The sequence below is a fragment of the Enterococcus sp. 1001283B150225_161107_E12 genome, assembly GCF_015556925.1.
GTDB lineage: Bacteria > Bacillota > Bacilli > Lactobacillales > Enterococcaceae > Enterococcus_B > Enterococcus_B mundtii.
This window is the reverse complement of sequence record NZ_JADNNI010000006.1, coordinates 121945-139153: the sequence shown is the minus strand read 5'-3', so window position 1 is coordinate 139153 and position 17209 is coordinate 121945. Positions and strand designations below refer to the sequence as shown.

14 protein-coding genes are annotated in these 17209 nt (G+C 38.1%); 9 read left to right on the top strand and 5 right to left on the bottom strand.

Annotated elements, in window-relative coordinates; translation table 11 throughout:
* Positions 1-15 precede the first annotated feature (15 nt).
* The 3 genes from I2F89_RS06855 to celB form a co-directional block, all read right to left on the bottom strand.
* On the bottom strand, positions 16-993 hold the full coding sequence (locus I2F89_RS06855; protein ID WP_071866321.1) for a ring-cleaving dioxygenase: 978 nt from the start codon (positions 991-993) through the stop codon (positions 16-18).
* A 251-nt stretch (positions 994-1244) separates the two neighbouring features.
* Positions 1245-1967, bottom strand: coding sequence for a GntR family transcriptional regulator (locus tag I2F89_RS06850; protein ID WP_023519447.1), 723 nt, complete (start codon positions 1965-1967; stop codon positions 1245-1247).
* Between the two features lie 303 nt (positions 1968-2270).
* Positions 2271-3542 carry a PTS cellobiose transporter subunit IIC gene (celB, locus tag I2F89_RS06845; RefSeq protein WP_019723475.1) on the bottom strand — a complete coding sequence of 424 codons (1272 nt, stop codon included), beginning with the start codon at positions 3540-3542 and terminating at the stop codon, positions 2271-2273.
* A 153-nt stretch (positions 3543-3695) separates the two neighbouring features.
* On the opposite strand from celB, the gene I2F89_RS06840 reads away from it, so the two are divergent.
* From I2F89_RS06840 to I2F89_RS06805, 7 genes are all read left to right on the top strand, one after another.
* Positions 3696-5093, top strand: coding sequence for a glycoside hydrolase family 1 protein (locus tag I2F89_RS06840; protein ID WP_071866322.1), 1398 nt, complete (start codon positions 3696-3698; stop codon positions 5091-5093).
* A 195-nt stretch (positions 5094-5288) separates the two neighbouring features.
* Positions 5289-5729: a universal stress protein gene (locus I2F89_RS06835; RefSeq protein WP_086334483.1), complete on the top strand. Its 441-nt coding sequence runs from the start codon at positions 5289-5291 to the stop codon at positions 5727-5729.
* A 149-nt stretch (positions 5730-5878) separates the two neighbouring features.
* Complete coding sequence (gene thiD, locus I2F89_RS06830; RefSeq protein ID WP_086334484.1) at positions 5879-6694, top strand: bifunctional hydroxymethylpyrimidine kinase/phosphomethylpyrimidine kinase; 816 nt, start codon at positions 5879-5881, stop codon at positions 6692-6694.
* A 318-nt stretch (positions 6695-7012) separates the two neighbouring features.
* Entirely contained in the window at positions 7013-7795 is a 783-nt protein-coding gene (locus I2F89_RS06825; protein ID WP_195513893.1) for a hypothetical protein, read from the top strand.
* Positions 7785-8540, top strand: coding sequence for a hypothetical protein (locus I2F89_RS06820; protein WP_195513891.1), 756 nt, complete (start codon positions 7785-7787; stop codon positions 8538-8540). The genes I2F89_RS06825 and I2F89_RS06820 overlap by 11 nt, the downstream gene beginning before the upstream one ends.
* Positions 8541-9272: 732 nt before the next feature.
* Positions 9273-9932, top strand: coding sequence for an ATP-binding cassette domain-containing protein (locus I2F89_RS06810; RefSeq protein WP_071866329.1), 660 nt, complete (start codon positions 9273-9275; stop codon positions 9930-9932).
* On the top strand, positions 9919-10458 hold the full coding sequence (locus tag I2F89_RS06805) for a hypothetical protein (protein WP_115357485.1): 540 nt from the start codon (positions 9919-9921) through the stop codon (positions 10456-10458). The genes I2F89_RS06810 and I2F89_RS06805 overlap by 14 nt, the downstream gene beginning before the upstream one ends.
* A 183-nt stretch (positions 10459-10641) precedes the next feature.
* On the opposite strand, the gene cls is transcribed toward I2F89_RS06805, so the two are convergent.
* Positions 10642-12093 carry a cardiolipin synthase gene (gene cls, locus I2F89_RS06800; RefSeq protein WP_195513887.1) on the bottom strand — a complete coding sequence of 484 codons (1452 nt, stop codon included), beginning with the start codon at positions 12091-12093 and terminating at the stop codon, positions 10642-10644.
* Between the two features lie 336 nt (positions 12094-12429).
* Here cls and I2F89_RS06795 point away from each other — a divergent pair, with 336 nt between their 5' ends.
* Both I2F89_RS06795 and I2F89_RS06790 read left to right on the top strand, forming a co-directional pair.
* Entirely contained in the window at positions 12430-15096 is a 2667-nt protein-coding gene (locus tag I2F89_RS06795) for a cation-translocating P-type ATPase (protein ID WP_195513885.1), read from the top strand.
* 201 nt (positions 15097-15297) lie between these two features.
* A complete protein-coding gene (locus tag I2F89_RS06790) occupies positions 15298-16020 on the top strand; it encodes a class I SAM-dependent methyltransferase (protein WP_195513883.1) in 723 nt (240 codons plus the stop codon).
* Positions 16021-16050: 30 nt separating this feature from the next.
* Here the strand turns inward: I2F89_RS06790 and I2F89_RS06785 are convergent, their stop codons facing one another.
* Positions 16051-17208 carry a hydroxymethylglutaryl-CoA synthase gene (locus I2F89_RS06785; protein ID WP_071866334.1) on the bottom strand — a complete coding sequence of 386 codons (1158 nt, stop codon included), beginning with the start codon at positions 17206-17208 and terminating at the stop codon, positions 16051-16053.
* Position 17209 lies beyond the last annotated feature (1 nt).

The window sequence follows — 17209 nt, the reverse complement described above, 5'->3', positions numbered from 1 at the left end:
TCACTCCTGTCGTCGTTAATCTACCCGTTTTTGGTTCGCATCGCGAGTGTCAAATGGTCGAACATACGCTTCGATTTCTTTTCTTTTTCCTTCCAATAATGGAGGCAAAGCCAGGATCTCTCCAGCTGTTTCAGCGGGTTCATCTCCAAAGAATCCAGGACCATCAGTGGCTAATTCAAATAAGACATGAGTAGAAGCTAAGAAGTACTCAGATTCAAAGTAAAAGCGATCAACAAATCCAGAGCTAGGCAGGGACGTTTGGTTGATTTTGTTGATCCAAAACTGTAGTGCTTCATGATCAGCTACACGTAAAGCAAGATGATGAACATTCCCGTAACCTTCGATGGCTTTGGGTAGATCGGCACGATGTTCCACGATGATACTAGCGCCGTTTCCACCAGCACCGACTTCAAATAAATAAAAATCATCCACTTGTTCGATTTCTTTGAAACCGAGTAAGGCCAGCAATACTGTTCGGATCGGCTCAAGATCACTCACACGTACGATGACCGGACCAAGTCCAGTGATTGCCATGTCTGTAGGGATACTACTGTTTTTCCATGGAATACCCGCAGGAACGCCGCTATTTTTTTCATCCGAAATCAATTGATACGCTTGTTCATCGAAATCTTCAAATTCAAGATATTTCTTACCAAAACGTTCTTTGATCTCAGAATGAGTGATTTGGTATTTTTCAAAGCGAGCCAACCAATAGTCTAATGCTGTATCGGAAGGAACACGAAAAGAGGTGCGAGCGATCGTATCCGTTCCTTTCGTTCCTTTTGGCTGATTAGGAAAATCAAAAAAAGTCATATCTGTACCGGCAGAGCCATGTTCGTCGGTGAAATATAAGTGGTAAGTTTCAATATCATCTTGATTCACTGTCTTTTTGATCAAACGCATGCCTAAAATGTCTGTAAAGAAGCGATAGATTTTTGCTGCGCTAGATGTCATTGCTGTCACATGGTGGACGCCTCTGATTGTTGTATCCATAATTTATCCTCTTTTCTTTTAACTTACAAAAAGTAAGTAAATGTTGTTAAAGTTAGTATAGGGCGTCACCAAAAATTTTGCAATAAATATGTCTTGCTAGTTGAAAGAGAGGTTGCTTCTGGAATATTGTTCGCTCGATTTAATGAGAGGAAGAGGTGTAGTCAGCTAAGACGATATAAAAAAGCAACGCTCACGATAGTAAGATCGTAGACGTTGCTTAGATGGAATGACGATAGGAAAAGTCAGAATGCTTATTGATTTCCACGGACATCCAACAGTGAATAGTTACGGACATCAAAGCGATTGCGGCTTGAGGAATACTCGATGGGTTGACCATCTTTTAGATAGACTACTTGCTGGACTTCAAGAACTGGATCGGTCTCTGCACAATTCAAATATTGTTGATCAAATGCAGAGCTTTTATCTGCTGAGATCGCGCGATAGGCTCCGGCAAAATGGACATTGAGTTCTTTGTGCAAATAATCATAGATCGATGATAGGAGATGCTCTTTCTTTAAACCTGGAACAAGTTGAACTGGCATAAAAGTATGTTCTAGAATATACGGTTCATCATCTAAGATACGTAGGCGATGAATATTATACACAGGCTGTTCCGCATCGATCATCAAGCGTTCTTGAATAAAAGCATTAGGAAACTCAACATCGAATTGAATGATCTGACTTGTCAGCGAGCGTTGTCGGCGTTTCATTTGTAAACTTAATCCTTCGTATTCATTAGCTGGAGAAGTATCTTTGTTTAAATAAGGATGGCTTAAAATCTTAGTTCCAGACCCTCTTTGAGAATAAACGAGTCCTTCCATGGCTAAGATGTTGATGGCTTTTTTGATCGTCATTCGACTAGCGTTGAATTCTTCGACTAGATCCACCTGATTTGGTAAAAAACTATTTGGTGGATATTTTTTTGAACGAATTCGATCTCTTAGGACATTTGCGATTTCTTCATATTTTGGCACGTTTTTCACCTCACTTTGAGTATAACGAAAGATCATAGCGCCGACAACCAATAAAAGCATGAGAAGCGCGGATAGCTTTATCAGAGAATTTACTTTTTAATTTTGGTACGGGAAATAGCTGACTGATGTTTTATAGAGGACAGTTGCTCATTGCGATCAATAAAATACCAATTTATGTATGTTTCAAAACTTAAAGAAGCACCCATGAAAATGCAACGAGCAAATTTTCGTGGATGCTTCTTTGATTATTGTTCGTGAATATGTTTATTTCAACTTCAAATACTACATTCCTTTAGTATAGGATCAAACAACATCCATATCAGGTTGTTTATCCAAGATCATCAAGAACGGATACCAGATAACTGCAACGATCACAAAATCGATCACTTGGAGTAAGCCACCTAACCATGAGTTTGTGGCTAAGACACCACTCGCGATGATTGGCACTGTCCATGGAACGGAGACACCAGTTGGCGCTGGTACTATACCTGCTGCCATTACAAGGTAGTTGAACGTTGTTACGACTAATGGTGCGACAACCCAAGGAATCAAAATGGTTGCGTTCAATACGATCGGTAAACCAAAAATTGCTGGCTCATTCACGTTGAAGATTCCTGGTGCAAGAGCTAAACGACCGACATCACGATATTGTTTTTTCTTCAAAACAAAGGCCATCAATAGTACAACTGCTAAAGTCATACCTGATCCACCGATTCCGACAGTGAATGTTTCCATAAATGGTTTTGTGATGATGTGTGGCAATTCTTGACCATTTTGGTAAGCTTCTAAGTTATCAAGCATTAAGGTGTTCCAAATCGGGTCCATCACAGAATTGACAATGATTTGACCATGAAGACCAAAGAACCATAAGAATTGTACAAAGAACAAGGCAATTAAAGTTGCAGGTAAACTACTTCCTAAACCAGTCAATGGTTTTTGGATAACTTCGTAAACCACATCATGCAAGTTTGCGTGGAAGACACCAGTCATTACAGCATTGATGATCAAGAAAACGGTCAAAGTAACAACTGCTGGGATCAACGCCGCAAATGATTTTGTCACAGCGGGTGGCACGCTTGCAGGCATTTTGATCTGCCAACCACGTTTAGTGATTCGGCAGTAGATTTCACCTGCGATGAAAGCTGCGATCATCCCGATGAACATTCCTTTTGCACCTAAGCGATCAAGAGTCAACACACCTGATACTTCTTCGCCACCGACAGTTGTCATGACGAAAGGTGTTAAGATCAAGAAGCTGGCAAATGAGACAGCACCTCCAAAAATACCTTCTACATCATATGATTTAGATAAATAATAGCCAATACCAAATGTAACAAAGACAGACATGATACTCATTGTTGCATTTTGTCCATTTCCAAATAAGCTAGACAACGTTCCTTTAGTCGCATCACTAAAGAAAGGTAAGTTATTGAAAACGACAACAATCGATCCGAACATTGTTAAAGGAAACGACAACATAAATGCATCCCGTAACACTGTCAAGTAACGATTTTGCCCTAGTAGGTTCGCTAAAGGCATGATTTTCTGAGCAAGTTTATCCATAAAACCGTTCATTTTATTCACCTCTATTATAATTTGCAATCGATTACAAAATGAGTATAACTTCAATTTAGATAAATGTCTAGTCATTTATTTAAAAAGTATTGATTTATTTTTAAGGTTTGGTATGATTACGTTATCAAAAGAAAAATAAGCGAGGGACTAAACATGACAAATTATGTATTTCCAGAAAATTTTTGGTGGGGTTCAGCTGCTAGTGGACCACAAACAGAAGGACGTGTAGCAGGAGATGGAAAAGGAGAAAATATTTGGGATCATTGGTACGACTTGGAGCCTGAGAAGTTTTTCAATCAAGTAGGACCAAGCAAGACTTCTCAAGTCTACACGAAGTATAAAGAGGATGTCGCATTGATGAAAGCTACTGGACATAATACGTTCCGAACATCGATCCAGTGGAGTCGTTTGCTTCCTAATGGTACAGGGAAAGTAAATGAGCAAGCAGTCACTTTCTATCGTACGTACTTTGAAGAACTGATTGAAAATGGTATTGAACCCTTCGTCAATCTCTTCCATTTTGATATGCCGATGCCTTTACAAGAAAAAGGTGGCTGGTTAGCGAGAGAGACTGTTGATGCTTATGCTGAGTATGCCAAAACATGTTTTGAGTTATTCGGCGATCTTGTGAAGAAATGGTTTACGCACAATGAGCCAATCGTCCCTGTAGAAGGTGGCTATCTTTATCAGTTCCACTATCCAAATCATGTGAACTTCAAAGAAGCAGTTCAAGTGGGTTTCCACGAAAACTTAGCAAGTGCGAAGGCGATTCAGATCTACCATGAAACAGGACAAGATGGGGAGATCGGTATTATCCTGAATTTGACTCCAAGTTATCCACGTGACGAAAATAATGCGGAGGATGTGAAAGCTGCGGCGATTGCGGACGCCTTTTTCAATCGCTCATTCCTTGATCCAGCAGTAAAAGGTGAATTTCCACAAGAGTTGATCGATATCGTCAAAGAATTGGATATCATGCCTGTAATGGAAGAAGGCGATTTGACGATCATCCAAGAAAATAAAGTGGATCTATTAGGAATCAATTACTATCAACCCCGACGGATCAAAGCGAAAGAAACACCGATCGACAAAGATCGTGCGCCGTTACCAGATGATTATTTCGATAACTACGATATGCCGAATAAAAAAATGAATCCTTATCGTGGTTGGGAAATTTATGAGAAAGGTATCTATGATATCTTGACGAATACGAGAGAAAATTATGGCAATATCAAATGCTTTATCTCTGAAAATGGCATGGGTGTCGAAGGGGAAGAGCGCTACGTGAATGAACAAGGCATGATCGAAGATGATTATCGTATCGAGTTTGTGACAGATCATTTGAAATATGTGCATCAAGCCATTCAAGAAGGAACAAATTGTTTAGGGTATCATATGTGGACATGTATGGATAACTGGTCATGGACAAATGCGTATAAAAACCGTTATGGCTTTATCGCAGTCGATCTAGACCAAGATGGGAAACGGACGATCAAAAAATCAGGTCACTGGTTTAAAGAAGTAGCAACAAATAATGGTTTTGATGCTTAACTAACAGCTTAAAAAACGAGTGTTTTATAACTAAATGAATGGGATAAATTATTTTGAAATAAGGCGGTGAATCTAAAAATTAGATTTTCTGCCTTGTTTTTTCTGTTGGAACCATGGGCTTTTGAATCATATCCATAAGAATTGTTCTTCGTTTCTAATCGTGCTACACTAAAAGAAAAGAAGGAGGCGGTTTCAATGGTAGATACGTATAAAAATATTTTAGTAGCAATCGACGGTTCAGAAAAATCAGAAAAAGCATTTATTGAAGCAATCGCAACAGCAAAAAGAAATCAAGCAAAGTTACACATCTTGTATGTAAATGAGGTGTCAGGAAATTATTTTGGTGACTTTGCTTTTGTCACAACAAGTTTACAAGAAGAGTTAGATGAAGTGGCAGACAAACAAATGAAGGAACATCAAAATCTAGCGATCGAAAAAGGTTTGACGGATATTAAAACATATGTGTTATACGGTTATCCCAAAACATTGATCGCAAACTTCAACGAGTCACAAGAACCAATTGACTTGATCGTTATGGGGTCAACTGGGTTAAACGCCGTTGAACGTGCATTGGTTGGTTCAACGACTTCTTATGTGGTAAATCACGCGAAATGCAATGTGTTAGTAGTAAAATAGAAGATGATGTTCGAACTATTTACTTTTAACATATAATTTATCCGTTTTTGAGGATGCTGCATGATTCATTGCGCATCCTTTTTTGTTTTTCAGCAGAAAATGCGGTAGGATAAACAAGACAAACGTATTTCAAATAGGAGATGGATGAAATGGAACAACAATATGTCCAAGTAATGACGATCGCTGGATCAGATAGCGATGGAAGTGCAGGGATGCAAGCAGACTTGCATACGTTTTTTACAAGAAAGGTCTATGGGGTATCTGTTTTGACTGCTTGTGTCGCTGGAAATTCTTATGGAATCGGTGCAAGTGTTCCTTTACCTACGGATTTTATCGATAAAGAATTTGAACTGCTTGCAGATGATTACCAAGTCAAAGCAGCAAAGACTGGGATGCTAGCAGATGCGACATTGATCAATACCGTGGTCAAAAATATTCAAAGGTATGATTTCGGTCCCTTGGTCGTTGATCCAGTGATCATGACGAAACATGGTAATCAATTATTGGAAGAAGAAGCATTGACTACATTAAAAACAGCATTACTGCCATTGGCAGAAGTAGTTACTCCTAATTTTTATGAAGCAGAAAAACTGACTGGTCTCAAATTGAGAACAGAAGAAGATTATGAAAAAGCGGCTAAGATCCTCCAAGAGCTGGGACCCAAAAATGTTTTGATCAAAGGACATCATACTAGTGATTCCAATCAACAAACAGTGAGGGATTATGTTCGTTTAGCTTCAGGAAAAACATTTTGGTTAGAAGCACCATTTTATGCAACAGATCGCATCAATGGAACAGGTGATTCTTTATCTGCGTGTATTGCTGCTGAATTAGCAAAAGGAGAAACGGTGGAAGCAGCCATCCGTATCGCGAAACAATATGTCAATCAAGCAATCAAAGAAGAACTTTTTATTGGACATAAATATGGCCCAATCAATCATTGGGCGGCAAATACGATCGACTAACTGATAGCAAAAATGATTTTAAACAGCACTCCCCTGATAGCTACTAGTGCATCCTAATGGATTCTGGTAGTTCTCAGGGGAGTTTGTTGATTAAGTAGATAACTTTAGAAAAATAAGTAGCTGTTTTTTGAAAAATAGTTAAACACTGTCTGGACTCTAACTAACTCACCTCTAACAAAATAGCCTCATAAAATAACCCGTTTTTCATCTTTATTACATCCTTTGTTAATTTTTTTGTGTTATTATATGCTACGTGGTTAGTAAGTCTTGGTTTTTAGAGAGCGCAAACAAAAAATAATTTTTAGTAGGAGAAGGTTTATGAGAGCAATTCTATATCGTGTGCTAAGAAGACGTCAATTTCTTTATATGTTAGCTTTTATGGTAGTTCTAGGTTTATCTTGCTTGTTTACATATGGTATCATTGGGCAATACCCATGGAAGGGAGGGTATGACGAACCGACCAGTCTTTATTCATTACATATGCTTGTTATTCCGGCAGTAACTTTAATAACGTTTAATTTTTCTTTTTCATTGCTTGCAACGATTCCAATCGGGGATATTTTAGCGGAAGATCGCCAGAGTGGTTATATGAAATCGATGGTGTCTCACATCACGTTAAAAAAGTATTTGATCAATCATTTTTTGTTGGCTTTTCTCATTGGTGGGTGCTTAGTGGTTATTCCTGTCCTTGTTAATTTTATTAGCCTCCTGTTTTTTATTCCTGTGACGCCTTTGCATCGATTTTATAGTATGTTTTTGGTCCCTTCTGATGAATTCATGCCCCATTTGTATTATGACCATCCAGGCATCTATTTGTTAGTGCGAAGTGCCTTTCTCTTTTTGTATGGTGGCTGTCTCTCTTTATTTGCTAGTATTTGCGCTTATTTAACACATAATCGTTACCTTGCTATCTTGATTCCAATGTTTTTTGTTTTAGTCAGCGATATGTTGATCAGTGTGTTGCGTGCTGCAAAGTATAGTTTGAGTGATCAATTTATTGGTACAGAAAATCTTCAGTTGACAGGCGTTTTGTTTGTCATAACTATACTGCTATTTGCAGTCATGACGGTGATCTATGGGGTGAAGAAGAATGAGATTTAAGCAAACCATTTGCTATTATTTGTCGCTTACTTCACATAAGAAAATCTGGGGATGTTTTTTCATAGGGATGATCTTCAGTTTGGGTAATTTAGTTTATCAGTATAATCAGATGGGACAACAATACGACGAGTTAGATTTACTGCTTTATGGACCATACGGTATTTTAAATGGAGGAATAAATGGATTTATCAGTTCTATTTATTTGATGCTATGGCTGTTTTTTATCCATAGCATAGATAAAAAAACAGAAGAAAATTTTTACTTATTACATGTTAAAACAAAGTTGAAACTATTGGTGAATAAGGATCTAATCATGGTTTTGAGTCTGATCCTCTACATAATTTTCGTTTTCCTGGGATTTATTTTCGCCTACCTCATCATGTACGCTCTCGTTAAGGGAGAATTGGTGGAGGCAGAGCTAACTTTATTGAATGTTGGTAAGATCGCAGCCATCAAGTACTTACAATTTTTATTTATAGGACATCTTTTTCTCTTATTAAATAGAGTAATTAGAAATTATTTAGTCGTTGTATTAATGGTTATGACAGTATTTATTATAAACTTAGTTGACTCATTTCCGGCTTTTAATCTCGTGTTTATCGTTAATCGACAACAAATAACGGCTCAAGGTACATTTATCGCTTGGCTGGGTTTATTGATTTCTCTGAACCTTTTGCTTTTTGCAGCAAAATATACAGTCACTCTACTAAGGAGGTCCAACCAATGGTGCTTACCTCGATCATGATAGTCACTAGACGGATGATCAGTTTTACCTTTACCTATGGGAAAAAATGGTGGATTTCTACTGGGGTGTTTTTGATAGGTTACCTTTTAGCGATTAAGTATATGTATCCTAGGATCGTTTTTGATGGAGAAAGTATCCTTACTTTCTTGTTTCAAGGTCCTTATCCTATTCATAACTATACAGACTATTTACTTCCTTATCTTTGGCTTTTGTTTCATCTGTTCTCATTGCTATTTATTTTTTTCCCGATCATTGAATTATTGGAAACACAAAGTATTTTTTTATTGATCCGGATCAAAAGTAGACGTAAATTGGCAATTTCAATTTTTCTTACGATCATAGTGGATTGTTTTGCCTATCTTCTCATTTTTTTCAGCGTACTTTTTTTAATTTTTTATTCCGCTGATTTTTGGTCGTTGGCTGTTATACACTATAGCTTTCTTTTATTTTCGACGCTAATCTTGCTTAATTTTTTAGCCGTATTCATTTATTTTATTTATTCAAACGGTATCTTCTCGTTATTGATCTGCATGGGCATGCTGGTTGTTGCAAGTCTAGTCAATTTTAAGTTTATGCCTTATAAATATTCATTGATTCTAACTAATGATATTCATTTCTATTTGACTCATCCTACATTATTCGTGGTTTTAGGAATACAGTTGGGATTATTGTTAGGTTATTTGGTTGGTATTTTATTTTTCATTCGTAGGCACATATTTTAGGAGGGTTTCCATGGCATTTTTAGAAATAAAAGAAGTAACCGTTGAAAGAAAAAAACAACGAATCCTTAATGAGGCAACGATTTCAGCTGAGCTTGGTGACGTTGTAGGTTTCATCGGTCAAAATGGTTCGGGTAAAACAATGCTTTTTAAAGCAATTTGTGGCTTTATTCGTCTTTCAAAAGGAAAGATCAAGGTAGGGGAAGAAACAATCGGCAAAGAAGTAGACTTTCCTTCTCATACAGGAATGTTGATTGAAAATCCTGGATTTATTGGTTCGATGACAGGTTTTGACAATTTATATAGCTTGTCGTTATTGACCGATAATGTCAAAAAAGATGAGATTGTTGAACTATTAACACTCGTAGGTTTATTGGATAAACAGAAAGTTAAGGTTACCAACTATTCTTTAGGGATGAAACAGCGTTTAGGAATTGCGCAAGCGTTGATGGGTGATCCGACGATGATCATTTTAGATGAGCCTTTTAATGGGTTGGATAATCAAGGAATTGAATTGTTGATCGAGATTATTGAAGAATTGAAGTTAAGAAATAAGCTAGTCTTGCTGACTAGTCATCGAAACGAAGATTTGCAAAGAGTTTGCACCAAATTTTATCAAGTTGATCGTGGAAGTTTTTCAAGAATTGAGGTATCGAATGATGAGAAAAAGTAAAATTTTCTTTTTTTGTCTGGGCGGTTCAATAATCTTAGCAGTCGCAGTTGCTCGTATTATCGAAATCAATCGTGGAGTACCCAAATCATTTGCAATTACCACTTACCATTTGAACGACGTAGTCTCTTTAAATGATTTAGAACTCACTGTTTTAAACTATTCTAAAGGAAAGTCCTATCATTATGATGGTGGGAACCCGATGGACCAATATGAGTTTATGCCTGTGACAGTTACAGTAAACGTTAAAAATATATCGCCGGATGCCCAGGATTTGGCAATTTTGAAAGAAAGTCGGTTATTTAGTGGGTACAACTATTACAATACAGGTGATGTTGACTTTCCGCAACAGGTACTAGATCCTCAACAGCAAACGACGCTTACATATGTCTACACGGTCGATGCAGAAAAAGTAGAAGAATCCTTTCAATTTGTGTTAACAACTCAAGCTTTACTTCGATTTGATCAAGCGAATTATCATGCTAGTTACGATAAAGGAGTCTATAAGGGTGTAGCTATCCAGCTATAATCGTTCCAATTCAATGGAAATTTTGAAGGGTCTCTTTTTTTCTTAATACTGTAAAGACAGCTCAACAAAAGAAACTCCCTTAACAGACTTTGAGAAATCTGCTAAGGGAGTTTCTTTCTTGAAATATCCTATCAATGAAATAAGGTTGTCATTACAACTGTTGATTATTGAAGGAAAAATAGGTTACAAAATCGGTGAGAATAGTCTGGAGATTTGTTGTTTGAACAGCAACCAATTAGACATTTCTTTGACTGTTTCAGTAGTCAACGGTTTGCTTGCTTGTTCATCGAGTACAAATTGGTCGGCTAGTTGTTGCAAGAAAGCTGGATCATAAATGATTGCACTACTTTCAAAATTCAAACGATAGCTACGAATATCTTGGTTGGCTGATCCGACTATGCAGATTTCGTCGTCCATGATCAATGTTTTCGCATGTAAAAAGCCATTTTCATAAACTAAGATCTGTACATTTTCTTTGATCAATTGGCGAGCGTAGTACTGAGTTGCTCGGTAGATGAAAGGATGATCTGGTTTGTTAGGGATCATGATTTTCACCTCTACGCCAGAAGCGGCAGCGATTTTTAACGCGGCAATCACACTTTCATCAGGCACTAAATAAGGTGTTTGGATCCATACACGTTTTTTTGCTGAACTGATCAGCTTGATAAAGGATAACTTTATCTGTTCCCGTTCATTGTTCGGTCCGCTAGACACAAGTTGAATCGATGTTTGGTATAGTTGATCCTGATCTTCTTTCTCTGCTTTAAAGAAATAATCTAAATGATAGCCGACTTTTTTTTGATCTGGAACAGAGACATTCCAATCCATCAAAAAGCGAAGCTGTAATAAAGAGGCAGCAGCCCCATAAATTCGAATATGCGTATCTCGCCAATAGCCAAATTTTTTGGTGTGGTTGACATATTGATCGGCAATGTTGAAACCACCTGTGTATCCGATCTTGCCGTCAACAACGATGATTTTCCGATGATCATGATAATTTAGACGAAAGCGTAGAAGTGCCCGTTGCGAAGTGATGAACGTGTGGACATGACCGCCATTTTCGACTAACTTTTTAAAATCTTTTGTTTTTGTGCCATGGGAGCCAAAGGCATCATAGAGTAAACGGACTTCGACACCTTCCGCTGCTTTTTTTTCCAATACTTTCAAGATTTGTTGGCCGATGTTGTCAGTAACGAAGGCATAATATTCGATATGGATCGAATGCTCAGCTGCTTCGATATCTTTCAGGACGGCTGTTAATTTTTCTTGACCGTCTGTCAGTAAAGTGACGGCATTTTTTCGCGTGAGTGGCATTTGATTCAAGGATGAAAAGAAATCAACGAAATGCTGATGATCTTCATTCTGGATGATGGGATCATAATGTTCTAAGGTATCTCCCTTGAAATCCTGGAAATTTTCCAGTTCGGTTAAATCACTCTGACGCAGATAGAATTTTTTCTTGTCGGTCAAGCCACGACCAAAGAAAAGGTAGAGAATAAAACCAAAACCAGGTAAAGCAAATAAAACAAGTAACCATGCCCAGATTGCTGCGACGTCACGAGGTTTGATCAAGATAGTTACAAGAGCAATAAGTGCGTTCAGTACATATAAAAAAGTAATAATACTTCCTACCACGAGTGAATCCTCCTTTATATAATAACACTAGTATAGCATGAGAAAGGAGAGAAGCATATTCACAAGAAAACAAAGGTGGAAATTTTTTGAAAATATCAAGAGGATAAGCGAAAGTTGTTGCAATTTAAAAATAAATCATGTAGGATAAAAGTACAGTTGAATATCTCCTTAGGGGAGTAACCGACAACATTTGTTGTGATAATATCAACAGTAAGTTAACCAATTGGTTTTCTGGTATTGTATGAAATGGTGAGACCTAAGACAAATCCGTATTTGTCTTAGGTCTCTTTTTTTTCAGGCGATAACGGAAACAATAACTAAAATGGGGGATGAAATTTGGAAAACAAGGAACACGCACAATCAACGGTCTACAAAGAATCGATCGACACGTTGATGCAACAAACGCAAAGCTCACCTGATGGGTTGAGTAGTACGCAAGCAAAAGAAAAATTAGAAAGAGACGGCTTGAACCAACTGAAGGAAGCACCGAAGAAGCCAACTTGGAAACTGTTTCTCGAAACTTTTAAAGACGCTATGGTAATTGTGTTATTAGTTGTTGCATTGATTCAAATGGTGATGGGTGACTATATCGAATTTTTCGTTATCTTTGCCGTGTTGATGTTGAACTCAGTGATCAGTGTGATCCAAACGAAAAAAGCAGAAGGTTCACTTGAAGCATTGAAAAACCTTTCTGCACCAGATGCAAAAGTGATTCGTGACGGAAAAGAAATGACGATTCCGGCAAATGAATTAGTGGTTGGGGATATTGTTTTACTTGATGCAGGTGACTATGTACCGGCAGATGGACGTTTGTTAGAAGCTGGTTCATTAAAAGTTGACGAAGGAATGTTAACAGGTGAGTCGACATCAGCAGAAAAAGAAGTAGTAGAAATTACTCAGACTGTGCCGATCGGTGATCGCTTGAACATGGTCTTTAGTGGTACGATCATTACTTACGGTCGTGGGAAATTCTTAGTAACTGCTACAGGAAACAATACAGAAATCGGTGAAGTTGCTGGTTTATTAGAATCAACAACAGAACAAGTGACACCATTACAACGTGGATTAGATAAATTCAGTAAGAAGTTAAGTTTAGCCATTTTAGGCTTATCATTGGTGATTTTAGGAATCCAATTATTCCGTATCTATATGGGTGGCGGAACAGGAGATATGACGGCAGATATCGTTAGTGCCATCATGTTTGCAGTTGCGGTTGCCGTAGCAGCGATCCCTGAAGCATTGCAGTCGATCGTGACGATCGTCTTGTCACTTGGAACCAATAAAATGGCCAAACGACATGCAATCATCCGTAAACTACCAGCCGTAGAAACGTTAGGCTCAACGAGTATCATTTGTACGGATAAAACTGGTACATTGACACAAAACAAAATGACTGTTGTTGACTATTATTTAGCTAATGGGGCAACTGGTGATTTTTCAAATGATCCAAAAAACTGGTCTGTCGATGAGCGTCGTTTAATTGAGATCAGTGTCTTGGCAAATGATGCGTCAATCAGTGAAGATGGTTCCAAACTAGGTGATCCAACAGAAGTAGCGTTTGTTGACTTCAGTGAAAAAATGAACCAACCTTATCGCGAGATCCGCCAAACGTATCCAAGACAAGCAGAATTACCGTTTGACTCGGATCGAAAATTGATGTCAACAGCACATGAAATCGACAATCAACAATTCTTATTTGTCAAAGGTGGACCAGATATCGTGTTTGGTCGCAGTACAAAAGCATTGGTGAATGGTGAAGTCGTGCCAATGACAGATGAGTTAAGAAAAAAATTCCAAGAACAAAACGAAGTATTCTCAAAACGCGCATTGCGTGTATTAGCCTTTGCTTATCGTCCAATCAATAGCCTAGAGTTATCATTTGATGATGAAGATGATTTGATCTTGGTTGGGATCATGGCAATGATCGATCCGCCAAGAGATGAAGTAACTCAAGCAGTCAAAGAAGCAAAAAGTGCTGGGATCAAAACGATCATGATCACTGGTGACCACAAAACAACTGCGGTTGCTATTGCAAAAGAAATCGGTATTTTTGCTGAAGGTGATCAAGCCTTGACTGGTACAGAATTAGATGAGCTATCAGAAGATCAATTGAATGAAGTATTGGAAAAAGTAACGGTTTATGCGCGTGTATCTCCGGAAAATAAAATCCGTATCGTGCGTGCTTGGCAAACAAAAGGCCATATCTCTGCGATGACAGGTGACGGAGTGAATGATGCACCTGCCTTGAAACAAGCAGATATTGGTATTGCAATGGGTACAGGAACTGACGTAGCCAAAGATGCTGCAGCAATGGTTCTGACAGATGATAATTTCGCATCGATCGTCAGCGCAGTGGAAGTAGGACGTAATGTCTTTGATAATATCAAAAAAGCCATCTCTTACTTGTTCTCAGGAAACTTAGGCGCGATCATCGCGATCATCTTTGCCTTGGTTGCAGATTGGTCAAATCCATTTACAGCTTTACAATTATTGTTTATCAACTTAGTTAACGACTCATTACCAGCAATCGCGTTAGGAACTGAAAAAGCAGAGCCAGCGACAATGAAACGTCCACCAAGAGATCCAAATTCAGGTATCTTTACGGACAAAACATTGATCTCTGTAACATATCGTGGCGTATTGATCGGTATTGCGGTTATTTTTGCTCAATGGTTAGGAATGCAACATTCACCTGAATTTGGCGTGGCGATGTCCTTCACAACGTTGATTTGGTGTCGTACATTGCAAACATTCCCAGCTCGTTCAAATACACAAACAGCGATCCAAGCTGGTTTCTTCTCAAACCGCAGTGTCCTATTAGCAGTTGCTGTATGTAGTGCGCTTTACTGTATTGCGATGATCCCAGGACTAAAAGAAGTCTTCTCGATCCCAGCAGCGTTTGGATTGACTGAAGTCTTCACTTGTATTGGAATCGCGCTTGTAACGGTTGTATTGATGGAAATCACTAAAATGATTTTGGTACGTGTACAAGGAAACAAATAATCAATAAAGACAAAATAGTTCATCTATCACTTACTAATAACAATAAAATGTGATAGTTTTAAGCCTTTCTAATCAAAAAGAAATCCACGAGAATCGTTTCTTCGATTTTCGTGGATTTTGATTTATACTAAGAATAAAGCTCATCGTTTCTCTCATAAAAAATTTATTCCGAAAAGTGAAAGCGAAAGGAAATTTATCCAAATGGACAAAGAAGAATGGAATACCTTTGCGAAAGACTATTACGATTCACAAAAAGAATCCAGTACGACGATCGTAGAGGATGTCGTTGCTTATCTAAGAAGCGAGGATTTATTACCAGCTGGCTCATTCGCAGATGTTGCCGGTGGTGCAGGGCGTTATCTGCCGTTAGCAAAAGAAATAGAACAATACGAGTTGATTGATTTTTCAGAAGAAATGCTTGTGTATGCTGAACATGAAGCACAAGTACTGGGGCTAATTAACTGCAAATTCATTTTGCAAGATTTTACTAATTTTTTACATGAAGAGAAGACTTATGACCTTGTTTTTTCAGCGGCAAATCCTGCCTTGGTTACTTGTGAACAACTGGAAAAATTGCGTAGCAAAGCGACGAAAGCATGTTTGATTCTAAGAGTAGTCGCCTCAGAAGATAATGTCTTCGTACCTCTTGAAAGGCGTTTAGGAATCGAGGTATCTGATCCTCACACATCGCCGGTTATAATGGACCAATTTGAGAAGTATTTGTCAAAGGAACATCTTCCTTATAAGAGACAGGAATTCACTTATGATTCACAGGAAGAAGTCACGGCTTCATTTTTGCAGGCTTACTATGAAGAAATGCAAGATGATCCACGTTTCCAGTCAGCTCTCCAAGAATTATTTAAAAACAGTGAGACAATTCGGAGTACAAATAAACTGACCTATCGATTATTGACTATTTATTAGTCAACGATCGAGGTCAGTTTTTTGCATTGATTATTTTTCTTTGTAAAAACGAATATCATTTTCAACTTTATAGATCGAATAAGGTAGATCTGAATGATATTCAGCTGTTTCACCATGTCCAGGTAATGTTTCATTGAAGATTTCTTCATATTGATCAACCGTCAATGCTTCACGGTTATCTAACATCGCTTGATTCTCTTCTTTGAACAAGAAATTTTGATAGTCTTCTTCTAAATACCCAGTGAAAAACTCACTCACAGCACCAGAACCATAGCTGAATAATCCGATACGGTCACCCGATTTCAATGCTTGAGAGTTTTCTAACAGAGAAATCAACCCTAAATAAAGTGAACCAGTGTATAGATTTCCAATTCGTCGACTATAGGTGATGCCTTCTTCATAACGTGCCATCAAACGTTCTTGCGTTGCTTCATCTGTTTCTTCGATCACACTTTGCAACGCTTTTTTTCCCATTTTTGTGTAAGGGATATGGAAGGTAAGTGCGTCATAATCTGCAAGTGTTCGACCTGTTGTTTCTTTATATCTATTCCAGACTTTTTGGAAAGACTCAATATAGGTAGAGTTGGACAATGGTCCATCTACTACAGGATATTGGCTATAGCTTGGACGCCAAAAATCATAAATATCTTCTGTTAAAAAGACACTGTGGTCTTCAAGAGACAGAATCCGAGGGTTTTGTGTGATCATCATAGCGACCGCACCTACACCTTGCGTCACTTCACCACCACTTGCTAAACCATAGCGGGCGATATCGCTCGCAATCACTAAGACTTTACGATCTGGATGATTTTTGACATATTCTTTTGCCATATGCAAAGCTGCTGTTCCCCCGTAACAAGCTTCTTTTACTTCGAATGAACGAGCAAAAGGTTGAACTTTTAACAAATGATGGATGATCACAGCACTTGCCTTTGATTGGTCGATGCCTGATTCGGTACCTACAATGACCATATCGATTTTCTCACGATCTTCTTCTGTGACGATTTTACTCGCTGCATTTGCCCCTAGCGTGACGATGTCTTCATAAACTTGATTGACAGCCATCTGATCTTGACCGATCCCGATATGGTATTTGGCAGGATCATCTCCACGTCTGTTTGCTAATTCAGTCATATCTAAAAATAAATTAGGAATAAAAAAGGAAAGACGATCAATCCCTATTTTCATT

Coding starts and splice junctions, on each gene's coding strand:
- I2F89_RS06825 (WP_195513893.1), top strand. CDS start 7,013: ATGAGAGCAATTCTATATCGTGTGCTAAGAAGACGTCAATTTCTTTAT.
- I2F89_RS06810 (WP_071866329.1), top strand. CDS start 9,273: ATGGCATTTTTAGAAATAAAAGAAGTAACCGTTGAAAGAAAAAAACAA.
- celB (WP_019723475.1), bottom strand. CDS start 3,542: ATGAACGGTTTTATGGATAAACTTGCTCAGAAAATCATGCCTTTAGCG.
- I2F89_RS06790 (WP_195513883.1), top strand. CDS start 15,298: ATGGACAAAGAAGAATGGAATACCTTTGCGAAAGACTATTACGATTCA.
- I2F89_RS06855 (WP_071866321.1), bottom strand. CDS start 993: ATGGATACAACAATCAGAGGCGTCCACCATGTGACAGCAATGACATCT.
- thiD (WP_086334484.1), top strand. CDS start 5,879: ATGGAACAACAATATGTCCAAGTAATGACGATCGCTGGATCAGATAGC.
- I2F89_RS06820 (WP_195513891.1), top strand. CDS start 7,785: ATGAGATTTAAGCAAACCATTTGCTATTATTTGTCGCTTACTTCACAT.
- I2F89_RS06785 (WP_071866334.1), bottom strand. CDS start 17,208: ATGAAAATAGGGATTGATCGTCTTTCCTTTTTTATTCCTAATTTATTT.
- I2F89_RS06840 (WP_071866322.1), top strand. CDS start 3,696: ATGACAAATTATGTATTTCCAGAAAATTTTTGGTGGGGTTCAGCTGCT.
- I2F89_RS06805 (WP_115357485.1), top strand. CDS start 9,919: ATGAGAAAAAGTAAAATTTTCTTTTTTTGTCTGGGCGGTTCAATAATC.
- I2F89_RS06835 (WP_086334483.1), top strand. CDS start 5,289: ATGGTAGATACGTATAAAAATATTTTAGTAGCAATCGACGGTTCAGAA.